The sequence below is a fragment of the Acinetobacter sp. YH12205 genome, assembly GCF_013418125.1.
GTDB lineage: Bacteria > Pseudomonadota > Gammaproteobacteria > Pseudomonadales > Moraxellaceae > Acinetobacter > Acinetobacter towneri.
This window is the reverse complement of sequence record NZ_VPCQ01000005.1, coordinates 156745-168469: the sequence shown is the minus strand read 5'-3', so window position 1 is coordinate 168469 and position 11725 is coordinate 156745. Positions and strand designations below refer to the sequence as shown.

10 protein-coding genes are annotated in these 11725 nt (G+C 43.5%); 9 read left to right on the top strand and 1 reads right to left on the bottom strand.

What is annotated here, in order from left to right; all coding sequences use genetic code 11:
- Positions 1–134: 134 nt before the first annotated feature.
- Positions 135–644: a hypothetical protein gene (locus FTU92_RS08625; protein WP_004975913.1), complete on the top strand. Its 510-nt coding sequence runs from the start codon at positions 135–137 to the stop codon at positions 642–644.
- 65 nt (positions 645–709) lie between these two features.
- On the opposite strand, the gene FTU92_RS08620 is transcribed toward FTU92_RS08625, so the two are convergent.
- On the bottom strand, positions 710–2128 hold the full coding sequence (locus FTU92_RS08620) for a phosphate--AMP phosphotransferase (RefSeq protein ID WP_104852966.1): 1419 nt from the start codon (positions 2126–2128) through the stop codon (positions 710–712).
- A gap of 246 nt (positions 2129–2374) precedes the next feature.
- Here FTU92_RS08620 and FTU92_RS08615 point away from each other — a divergent pair, with 246 nt between their 5' ends.
- The 8 genes from FTU92_RS08615 (at position 2375) to FTU92_RS08580 (ending at position 11643) form a co-directional block, all read left to right on the top strand.
- A complete protein-coding gene (locus FTU92_RS08615; RefSeq protein ID WP_004975910.1) occupies positions 2375–3079 on the top strand; it encodes a hypothetical protein in 705 nt (234 codons plus the stop codon).
- A 168-nt stretch (positions 3080–3247) separates the two neighbouring features.
- Positions 3248–4192 carry a bifunctional demethylmenaquinone methyltransferase/2-methoxy-6-polyprenyl-1,4-benzoquinol methylase UbiE gene (gene ubiE, locus FTU92_RS08610; protein WP_004975907.1) on the top strand — a complete coding sequence of 315 codons (945 nt, stop codon included), beginning with the start codon at positions 3248–3250 and terminating at the stop codon, positions 4190–4192.
- An 11-nt stretch (positions 4193–4203) separates the two neighbouring features.
- Positions 4204–4899: an SCP2 domain-containing protein gene (locus FTU92_RS08605; RefSeq protein ID WP_004975904.1), complete on the top strand. Its 696-nt coding sequence runs from the start codon at positions 4204–4206 to the stop codon at positions 4897–4899.
- 13 nt (positions 4900–4912) lie between these two features.
- Positions 4913–6532 carry an AarF/ABC1/UbiB kinase family protein gene (locus tag FTU92_RS08600; RefSeq protein ID WP_096901336.1) on the top strand — a complete coding sequence of 540 codons (1620 nt, stop codon included), beginning with the start codon at positions 4913–4915 and terminating at the stop codon, positions 6530–6532.
- A 207-nt stretch (positions 6533–6739) separates the two neighbouring features.
- Positions 6740–7819 (top strand): patatin-like phospholipase family protein, encoded by a 1080-nt coding sequence (locus FTU92_RS08595; protein ID WP_131261096.1) that lies wholly within the window; start codon positions 6740–6742, stop codon positions 7817–7819.
- 126 nt (positions 7820–7945) lie between these two features.
- On the top strand, positions 7946–8728 hold the full coding sequence (gene hisIE, locus FTU92_RS08590) for a bifunctional phosphoribosyl-AMP cyclohydrolase/phosphoribosyl-ATP diphosphatase HisIE (protein WP_180062012.1): 783 nt from the start codon (positions 7946–7948) through the stop codon (positions 8726–8728).
- Positions 8729–8750: 22 nt separating this feature from the next.
- Positions 8751–10253: a UvrD-helicase domain-containing protein gene (locus FTU92_RS08585; protein WP_004975892.1), complete on the top strand. Its 1503-nt coding sequence runs from the start codon at positions 8751–8753 to the stop codon at positions 10251–10253.
- 16 nt (positions 10254–10269) lie between these two features.
- Complete coding sequence (locus tag FTU92_RS08580; protein WP_180096091.1) at positions 10270–11643, top strand: AAA family ATPase; 1374 nt, start codon at positions 10270–10272, stop codon at positions 11641–11643.
- The last annotated feature ends 82 nt before the right edge of the window (positions 11644–11725 follow it).

Here is an 11725-nt window from a genome sequence, read left to right as displayed (position 1 = left end):
GCTATACACTTACAACGGTGTATGCCACTTTACAAGCATACTTTTATTGCCTACTTTATTCAAAAAGTGCTTTGAATAAAGTGGTTTAATTTACCAAACAGCATACGATTATCCGCCATTTTAAGGTTGTACTTATGATAAAAAGAGAGACAATTCCAGACAGTATTGATCCAAGCCTAGACTTGGAAATGATTCGTGCAGAATGCCTAGAACTGGTCAAAAAACGTGCCTATTTTTCTGCAGGTGCAGCCGTCATTCCTGTGCCGTTCTTAGACGTTGTCATTGATGTGGGCATCTTGTCGCAACTGATTCCAGAAATTAATGCACGTTTTGGCTTATCTCCTGAGCAAGTCAGCGTGTATGATCCTGAAACCCGAAAAGTCCACTGGAGCGAATTGCGTAAACGCGGTGTGGAATTTTCAGGCTTAGTCGTGGCGCGTACTGCAGTAAAAAAATCCCTGAATAATGTCGCAGCCAAGTACATCACCAAACAAGTCACCAAGTTTATTCCATTGGGTGGACAAATGGTGGCAGCAGGTTTGGGTTATTTTATTATGAAAAAAATTGCCGAAACGCATGTTGAAGAAAGCTATAAACTGGCAAAAAGCATTCAGCTTAAACAAGCCAAAGTTGTGAATGCTTAATTTTTAAACTAAACAGACTCAAATTCAGCTAACTTAACACGCAGTCTTTGCATCCTCGAGGCAGATTATTCTGCCTTGAGTTGTTTCAAGATGGTTCTTAAAATTTCCAAACGTGCTGCATTTTTGTCATTACTCGGAATGATGTGCCACGGTGCATATTCGGTACTGGTACGTTGCAGCATATCTGCCGCTGCCACCAAATAATCATCCCAACGGCTACGGTTGCGCCAGTCTTCATCTGTAATTTTAAAACGCTTATGTGCGGTTTCCTGACGTGCTTTAAAACGCAGCTCCTGCTCATCTTTACTAATGGCTAACCAAAATTTGATGACGACAGTTTGATGATCATTTAAGTCTTTTTCAAAACGGTTGATTTCGTCATAAGAACGCTGCCATTCCAGTGGGCTAATCAAACCTTCTACACGTTCTACCAATACCCGACCATACCAAGAACGGTCAAAAATATTGATTTTTTCTTCAGGCAGAATTTTCGTCCAAAAACGCCACAAATAAGGACGACTGATTTCAAAGGCTTCAGGTGCACTAATAGTGTAAATTTCGTATTCACGCGGATCCAGTTTTTTTACAATCCGTTTAATCGCGCCGCCTTTGCCTGCTGCGTCCATTCCTTCAAAAACAATGCTGACATTACGGTTATCTAAACGCAGTGCATCTGCCACTTTTTTCGTGAGTTTCTTTAACTCTGCTTTATAGTCATCCTCATTGACCGATTCAGATACAGGATTAAGCAAAACTTCTGGAATTTCTGCAGCTTGCCAAGTGATGCCCGAACTGGTCGGATGCACAGGACAATGCTCTAAAGCACGTAAAATATGCTGTGCAAATTGTTGATCGCGGATGGTTTCATCTTCGCAATCAATCATAATCCAGTCATCGGTAAAGCGTTGGCGCAGCTTTTGCAAGCTGTCATATTGCTTTTTATTGCGCCAATCCAAGCCGTGCAATTTATGCCAATGCACTTCGCTCGGTTCCATATCATCTAGTCGTTTTTGTAGTGATTTCCACGATAAATCGAACCAGATTTTAATGACATCCACATGGTTATTTTTTAAGTCTTCTTCATAGGCACGCATTTTTTCGACATAGTTATCAAACATGGTGTCATCAATTTGTTTAGACACATGCATGGCTGTGCTTAATAAGTCACTATACCAATTGCCAAACATCACCATAATTTGACCTTCGGCAGGAATAAAACGTGCATAAGGCTGCCAAAGTGTCTGTTTGGGATTAAACGGGTGCGGCGCATCGGCTTTTACCCTTAAATAACGCGGATCGACCCATTCTCTTAATTGTTTAACCGATTCACCCTTACCCGCCAATTCAATGCCGCTCACTAAAATCAGCAAACTTTTGGCATTTTTTTCACCTTTGGTGTTTTTTAAAGCATATTGGGCTTCAATTAGCTCGACTGAAAGTTGTTCTTCTTCCATGAGTTTAAATTCAGTATGTGCTTGTGACATCATCTACCCTATTGTTGTGTTATTTAAGCTCTGCTGATCATTCATCTATATTTACGATATTAGAATGAGCGACAGACTTTGATCAGTATACGAATATCGACCCATTTTTTAACAACTTTTCGCTTATTTTTGTAGATTAATCTCACACACTGACCTTTGCCGTTTGGAATTCTGTGTAATTTGTCATAGCGACGAGATCAAACTCACATTAAGATTTGCCCATTCAACTCAATAATGAGACACCCTATGTCTAAACTTGCTGCTTTAGATGAGCTGTTAGAACTGTATTATCAATTTAAATATCATAAAAATCCTATGCTTTTTCAACGCTTACAAGATGTTCAAGCATGGCAAAAACAGCGTATGCAACGCACCCATGCCACACAGTTTGCCGAAAAGCACAATGTCTTGATGGCCGAATATTTTTTAAACCGCTTATATGGCGGTCCAGATTTTGACGCTTTAGCAGGTCAAATTGCTCGCCTACTGAAATATGCACACAAAGCTGAAAAAATCATCCCTGAAAATGCAATAAAAACAGGAACTTCTGGGGTAAGTCTGGCGATTTTGGCAGTGCAGTTAGATGAACAAGTCGCGATACAATTGCTACAGGACTATCCTGAAAATATGCCTTTAAATGATGAGATGATGCGTCTGACTTATTTAAAGCTCGATCAGGGCGAAGCACGCTTAAAACAATTAAATATGTTGGATGAACTGGGTAAAAACCTAGATAAATATATGCGCTCTTTTGTGGTCTATACCGCTTTTAAAATGTGTAAAGGCGCGGCGCAAAAATACAGTTTTCAAATTATGTATGAGTTTATGCAAGATGGCTTTTTAGCCATGAAACCATTAAAGTCCGCAGAGAAATTTGTGAAGCAATTTACTACCACAGAACGGGAAATTATTGCCAAAGTACATGCAGGTGATTTACATCCATTTTCATAATCCCAATGTGTGAAATAACCAACACTTATTCAGCACACTTACGCTATCTTTGGTTTTTTCTGTATATTATTCATAACAATTGCATGATGATTACTGTACAAGTGCTTAGAATCTGTCATCATGCATACACTGCAGCCTTAAGCCTTTTTATCCTGAGGAGTGACTCCAATGTCGAATGAAAATCAAACGCCTACCGCTACTCCCGAGTCGGCACAACCAACAGACAAAGTGAGTCCATTCTTAACCGAACCTCTACCGCAAGGCGCTCCACAAGGTCAGCAACAATCTTTAGAACAAAAATTAACGGATACACCTGTTACGGGTTCAGTGCCAAAATATAATTTGCCGCGCGGTGCCAACACAGGCAATGTCGGTGCAACCACACACTTCGGCTACCAAACCGTCAGCAGTGAAGATAAAGCCCAGAAAGTCGCAGAAGTCTTCCACTCGGTTGCAAGCAAATACGACATTATGAACGACTTAATGTCATTTGGTATTCACCGCTTATGGAAACGCTTTGCGATTAATATGTCAGGTGTACGTCGTGGTCAACGCGTACTGGACATTGCAGGCGGTACGGGTGACTTAGCCAAAGTCTTTAGCCGTGAAGTTGGCCCTACAGGTCATGTGGTACTGTCAGATATTAACGAATCTATGCTGAATGTTGGCCGTGACCGTCTAATTGATGCAGGCTGTACCAATGTCGATTTCGTGTTGGCGAATGCCGAAACTTTAGAACCATTTGAAGACAACAGCTTTGACTTACTGACTATTTCATTTGGTTTACGTAACGTGACCGATAAAGATGCAGCTTTGGCAGCGATGTACCGCGTACTCAAGCCGGGTGGTCGTTTATTGATTTTAGAATTTTCAAAACCAGTATTTGAACCGTTCTCAAAACTCTACGATTTATATTCATTCACAGCATTGCCATTGATGGGTAAAATTGTCGCAAACGACTCAGAAAGCTACAAATACTTGGCTGAATCTATTCGTATGCACCCAGATCAACGCACTTTAAAAGGCATGATGGAACAGGCAGGCTTCCAAAACTGTGATTACCACAACCTGACTGGTGGTATTGTTGCCGTTCACCGTGGTTTTAAACTCTAAGGCGTACCGCAATGTGGTCAATTCTCGCCCTTGGTGCAGTTGAGAAACTGATTCATCATGTTATTGATTTGGATGCGATTACTCGCATCCAGCTCAACCAACTACACGGCAAAATGTTGCGTGTGGTGCTCGATTCGCCACAGCTTTCTGTAGATGTCTTTTTTGATGACAACAAAGTTCGTTTAGAACCTACTGCAACAGGTCACAGCGAGCAGCCTTCTATTTTTGAGCAACGCCCGTTTGATCAAGCGCAAAATATCAGCCCCGCAACGACCACTTTGCATGTTAAAAATGTGGTGCAATTGCTCAAACTGTTGCTATCCGATGAAGTGGGCAATATTCCCCTACAAGGTGACTATCATCTTTTACAAGATATTCAGCGCATTATGCAGCAGGCTGAACTAGACTTGGCCGCACATTTAAGCCCTTGGATTGGTCCTGCTTTGGCTCATGAAGTTGGCAAAATTCAGCTTGCACCCAAGCATTTAAAACGCAGTCTACACAGCCATTTGTTCTTTGCTGAAGATGCCCTAAAAGAAGACAGTGGTCTATTTGCCCCACGCTGGCAAATGGATGACTTACAACAAGACACGCGCATTTTTCAACAAAATTTAGACCGCGCCGAAGCCAAAATTCAACAGCTACAAGCGCAGCTTGATGCACAGCCAGATACCGCTTCTGACACCTTAAACTCCACTCAACCCTAGGGAATAAGTCTTTATGATTCCGCACGTTTCACGTTTACTCGAACTTTGGCGCATTGCCGCGCACTATAGACTCGACACGTTGTTTCCTGCGGAAGAACTACCAGAAAAGGCACGTCATGCGCTCAGTTTTATTCGCATGCACCCTGCGGCTTGGTCAAGTAAAGAACGTAAAAACCCGCTGAAGCTCAAAGAAGCTTTAGAAGAAATGGGACCATTGGCAATTAAACTTGGGCAATTGCTGTCTACGCGTCGTGACCTGATTCCGCCTGAAGTTTTACAGCAATTGGTGTTGCTACAAGACCGTGTCAAACCATTCGGTTCTGACGTGGCACAAATGCGAATTCAGCAATCGCTCAAGGCAGACATCAACACCCTGTTTGCCCGTTTTGATGAGCAACCTTTAGCAGCAGCCTCCATTGCGCAAGTCCATACCGCTGCCTTGCATGATGGTCGTGAAGTCGTCGTTAAAGTCACCCGTCCCGATATTCGCCAGCAAATTCTACAAGATTTTGAAATTCTGGAATGGCTCGGTGCAGCACTGGAAAAACGTCTGGAAGCGGCACGCGCTCTACATTTATCTGAAATTATTCAGGACTATCGTCAAATTATTCTCAACGAACTGGATTTGACCTTAGAAGCGGATAACACCCGCCGCATGCGTCACTACTTTACAGGCTCAAGCATGATGTACGTGCCTGAAGTCTATATGGACAGTAAAGATGTGATGGTGGCAGAGCGCATTACAGGTGTGCCAATTTCCGACACGGCAACCTTTGATCGTTTGGGGATGAATCGTGCCGATTTGGCAGAAAAAGGCCTCACGATTTTCTTTACCCAAGTGTTCCGTGACAACTTTTTCCATGCCGATATGCATCCTGGCAACGTCTTTGTGGAAACCATCAATCCGAATAATCCGCGTTTTATTGCGCTAGATTGTGCGATTATGGGCGAGCTGTCCAAGCATGACCAAATGACCGTAGCACGTATGTTGCTGGCGGTGATGAACAGCAACTTTATGCAGCTGATTCAAGTGGTACACCAAGCTGGCTGGATTCCACCGGGCACAGATCAAGATGCTCTCGCCCGTGAAATGCGCCGTACTGTCGGGCCAATGGTGTCTAAACCGATGCACGAATTGGACTTTGCAGGCATTCTGATTCAGGTCATGGATATTGCACGTCGTTTCCATTTGGAAATTCCACCGCAATTGATGCTACTCCTGAAAACATTGGTGCATGTTGAAGGCTTGGGCACAGACTTATATCCAGAACTGGATATCTGGAAACTGGCAAAACCAATTTTAACGGATTGGATTAAAGCCAATATGAATCCAGTCAAAAATGTCAAAGAAATTGGGCAGCAAATTCCCGACCTGTTACTGGGTGCGCAAGACTTACCAAGTTTAATGATTGACAGTTTAAATGGTTTAAAAAACCAATCGGCTTGGCATTCCAAACAATTGCATGAATTACAAAGCATGCGTCTACAAATGGAACATCAGCAAAAACGCAGCTGGATTTTTGGCAGCATTATGGCCATTTTCCTCTCCATTGCGATTATTGCACCGTGGTATGTCTCTATTGTTTTAATCGCGTTGGCAAGTTTCTTGGCGATTTGGCGTATAGCTAAATAAAGCCACATTGCTTGATAACAAACTGATTAGACGATAAAAAAATTAGAAAGCCTGTTTTAAAGCAGGCTTTTTTATCACGCTGATTTTCTCTAACTCATCCTAAAAACTACCGCATGACTCATCAGTCACCAAATGATGCCTCTCGCCATTGTTGCAAAAATCACCACGCCTACAATTAATGCACATTTGTAGCGTTATAGATCAAGCATGACTCAGCTTTTGCATAAACGTGCCCCTGCACTCAGTATTCGCGCAGGACATCTGGCACGCCAACTGATTGAACAAGAAGGCTTACATGCCCAACACGTCGATATTATTCCAGGTGCAGCAGGCGGCCCCAAAGGTATTGGCATTCAAGGCTTAGACCAAGCTATTTTTGGCGAGTTTTTTGCCCAAGCCCCAAAGCGTCGTACTGTGGTCGGTTCTTCAATTGGCAGTTGGCGCTTTGCCAGTATTTTGGCGTGGGGCGCAAAACAAGGCACTGAACGCCTGTCCGATTTATATACCAACTTGTATTTTCATAAAAAAATGTCGCGCCAAGAAGTCGCTGAGATTTGTCAAAATATGCTGTTTGAACTGATTCAGGGACAGCAACAACAACTGATTCAGCATCCTGACTATCACCTCACGGTCATTTCCGTCAAAGCTCAACATATTTTCCAAAGTGACCAAGCCTTGCCTTTGCTAGCATCTGTGGCTGGAATTATTGGTAGCAATGCCATTGCGCGCAAACATAACCGCTTATTTATGCAACGCGTCATCAGCCAACCTGCGCAAGGTCAGCAGTTTATGGTAGAGGATGATTTTGTCACCCATTACCAAGCCCTGAATGAGCAGAATGTCGCACCGTGGCTGCTCGCCTCAGCGTCTATTCCCGGGGTGATGTCTGCTATTCGTGACATTCCTGATGCGCCCGTGGGCAGTTATCGGGATGGTGGCTTAATTGACTACCATCTAGATTTACCTTACCAAAGTCAGGGCATTGTGCTGTACCCACACTTTACCGACAGCATTACCCCTGGCTGGTTTGATAAAATGTTGAAGCATCGTAAAGCCAATCCTGAAAATCAGGCCCGGACACTCTTGCTATCACCTTCGGCAGAATATTTAAGCAGCTTGCCTTTAGGCCGTTTGCCCGATCGTAAAGACTTCACCTTAAAAGGTTTAGATCAGGCACAGCGCATTCGCTTATGGAAACAATCGGTGGCAGAAAGTCAGCGTTTGGGCGATGAATTTCTGGAAATGGTGGAAAAACAAAACTTCCCTCAATTTATGCAAACGCTTTGACAGTACAAATCTGGCAAGATAATTTAGGTAAATTGTCCTGAATCACGTACACTATAGGGACGATGCAAAATCGTGCGCTCTGAAAATAGCGTCCATACAATTTAAATTAATTTTGGTGAACAACTCATGAATAAGTTGCAATGGCTCGATGAAGTAAAATTTAACGAACAAGGATTAGTGCCTGCCATTGCACAGCATCATCAAACAGGACGTGTGTTGATGGTGGCGTGGATGAATCGTGAAGCCTTGGCACTAACTGCCGAAAAAAATCAGGCGGTGTATTTTTCACGTTCGCGCAATAAATTGTGGCACAAGGGTGAAGAATCTGGACACTTTCAAACTGTGCACGAGATTCGTCTGGACTGCGATGCCGATGTGATTATCCTGCAAATTGAACAACATGGTGGAATTGCTTGCCACACAGGGCGTGAATCTTGTTTCTATCGCAAACTCACCGCCAATGGTTGGGAAATTGTAGATGCACAGCTGAAAGACCCGAATCAAATTTATGGTGAACAAGCCGCCAATGCTCACACCTTAGCCATGAGCCAATCAAAAGCACAAGCTGAACAAGTTGAAGTTTTGGCTTATTTAGGGCAAATGATGAGCGAGCGCAAAACCGCTAATCCTGACTCATCTTATGTAGCCAAGCTATACCATAAAGGCTTGAATAAAATTTTGGAAAAAGTAGGTGAAGAAACCGTGGAAGCAATTATTGCCGCCAAAGATTTCAACACCGAAGCCAATGCCAACAACAAAAATGACCTGATTTATGAAGTGGCCGATTTATGGTTCCACAGCATTGTCATGTTGGGTTATTTCGATATTGAACCGCAAGTGGTACTGAATGAATTGGCTCGTCGTCAAGGTTTATCAGGCTTGGTTGAAAAAGCCAACCGTAGCCATTAACGTGAAAAGCTAACTCTGATCTGTGTCTGTAATCACCAAGCCTCGCCCGACCTATGAGCAAGCCACTGCTATAGATAATGCACGTCTGGGCAAATCTTTTAAAGTGATTGCCTATGCAGGTACAGGTAAAACCACGACCTTACAAATGATCAGTGATGCCATGCCAGAACGGCGTGGCATGTACTTGGCATTTAACAAAGCCATTGCCGCAGAAGCACAAAGTAAATTTCATCGTCAGGTCGATTGTCGTACATTTCACTCGCTTGCATATCGCAGCGTTCCACGTGGAGTCACCGACAAATTACGCCTACCCCGTTTAAGTCCAAGTTTTATTGCCAAAGAGTATCGTTTAGAACCGATTACCCTTAGACGTATGATGGGCGGACGCTATGAAAAATATGTGTTGATGCCAAGTCGTTTAGCCAGTTTGGTGGCCAATGCCGTGAGTCATTTCTGCTCGACCAGTTCGCAATACCCTGCCCCACGACATTTACAAGCACCCAGTTGGTTGCATCCAGATGACATCGACACCTTACAAAAGCATCTTTATCCTGCGGTAGAACGACGCTGGTTGGAGTCAATTGACCCGAATCATCAGGCAGGCATTGGACACGATATTTATCTGAAACTTTGGGCCTTGTCTGAACCCAACATTCCTGCCGATTATGTGCTGTTTGACGAAGCTCAAGATGCCGACCCGCTCATGCTGGGCATTTTACTCAAGCAACGTAATACTCAAGTGATTTATGTGGGCGATGCGCATCAGCAAATCTATGCTTGGCGTGGTGCAATCAATGCCATGCAGCAATTACCTTTGCCTGAATCACGACTGACCACATCGTTCCGTTTTGGTGAAGAAATTGCCCTGACCGCCAATGCCATTTTAGGTGGGCTGAATGAAACCGTGCCACTCTTGGGCAATCCAGAATTACATTCCAAAGTGGTCAACAAACCGCATACCAAAATGCGTGATGCGATTTTATGCCGTACCAACGCCCGTGCCATGGAACTGCTACTGGCAGGTTTAGTGCATGGCGATAAAGTCAGTCTGCAAGCCGACCATGTGCGCTTAAACCGTTTTGTGGATGCTGCCGCGATGCTCAAACAAGGCAAACGTGTGACCGACGTTCCGGAACTGGCATGGTTTAACTCTTGGCATGATGTACATGAATATTGTGAAACCAACGATGGCAGCGACATTAAACCTTTGGTCAAACTGGTGGATGATCATGGTACTAATCCACTCAAACGGGCGTTGGCAAAAATCACCCCAATTGACCAAGCCGACTATATTATTTCGACAGCGCATAAAGCCAAAGGTTTAGAATGGAATCGGGTACATATTGAAGACGACTACCAATTTAAACTGAACGACAAAGAGCATAAAATTAGCGATGAAGAATTAAGATTACTGTACGTGGCATGCACACGTGCTAAAGTCAGTTTAAATATTCATCATATTTACGATTTGGTACAACAACTGAAAATAAAAATGCCGACATCGTTACGCAAAGCGGTGGGGTAATTGCAGCAGGTGCGCTATGAAAATTACATCGGTTCATTTCAGACACATCACCCATTTTGCAGACCTAAAACTCGAACTCAATTATCACGACCTGCCCATTACGCTTATTTTGGCAGACCAAAGCGCGGGTAAAACCTCGCTGTTACGATTTAGTTATCAAGCACTGACTTGGTTTGCCGCTCGCTATAAAGACTTACGCACTGCGGGTTTGGTCATGCAAGATCAAGATATTTTATTCAACCGCTTGCAAGCTAAAATTGATGTTTGTGTGGAAATTCCAGCAGACATAGGCAGTTTGGCAGAATCAAGTAACACGCAAATTGAAAGCATCCAACATTGTGACTGGCAACTATATAAAACCCTAAATAGTAGTGGTGTGGGAGTAAGCAAAGCAGAAACGGCCAAGCTTGAAAAAATGGTGCAGCTTTATCAACACGCCATTAAACACGACCCGATGCAGGGACTACCGCTGATTGCCTACTACCCTGCAGAACGCTTCGTGAATGAAGTCAATTTACTCAATAAAAATAATCCGCTGATTTTACAACCTGGACATGCCTACGAAATTGCCGCGATTCCATTCACGACATTCACTCGTTTTTTTGAATGGCTGCGGGAAATTTCCGATATTGAAAATGCCCAAAGTGCGCAGCTTTTACACAAGCTATATCAGCAACAACAAAGCGAACTCGCACAAACCCTGAATCAGTCCTTATTGCATGCCTATACCCAAATGCATGCACCGAGTTTACAAGCACTGAAAGATGCCTTACAAATCGTGCTGCCTGAAATTGAAGACCTATATCTACAACATCTGCCTAAATTACAACTCATGGTGCGCTGTCAGGGCAAAGATATGCTGTATCAGCAATTGTCGAACAGTCAGCGCAACTGGATTGCTCTGGTAGGCGATATTGTACGTCGCCTCTGTTTGCTAAACCCAAACAGTTTGTATCCGTGTCGCGAGGGAGATGGTATTTTGTTGATTGACCAGATTGATCATCAGCTCGATCAACAACAGGCCGCACAAATACTGACCCGTTTACATCAAGCTTTTCCGCGCTTACAAATTATTGCCACAGGCAACCGCAGCGAACTTTTGGAACAAGCGGAACGCTTTCAATGTTTAAAACTGGAACATCAACAGCTGCATCCCATCGCATGGCAAAGTTTACAACCGCAGTTTGCAGAAATTTATGCTGATGTGCTAGAAACCACTCACACGACAGAAGACGTCAGCCTACAAGAACAAAACCCAACACAATTAGGCACGGCTGAAATTTTGCAGCAGATTCAAAACCATTTAACTGCCGAACAAAAACAGGAGTTGCTGCAACGCTTACAGCAATTGGATAGTGAGCCAACACCTGATCAATTGCCTGAATCTTAATTGCCGAAGTCTTTCAAGGCATACTTGGCCAAAAAGCAAGGAAATACTTTATCCCGCATATAACAGACGGTATATAATGACT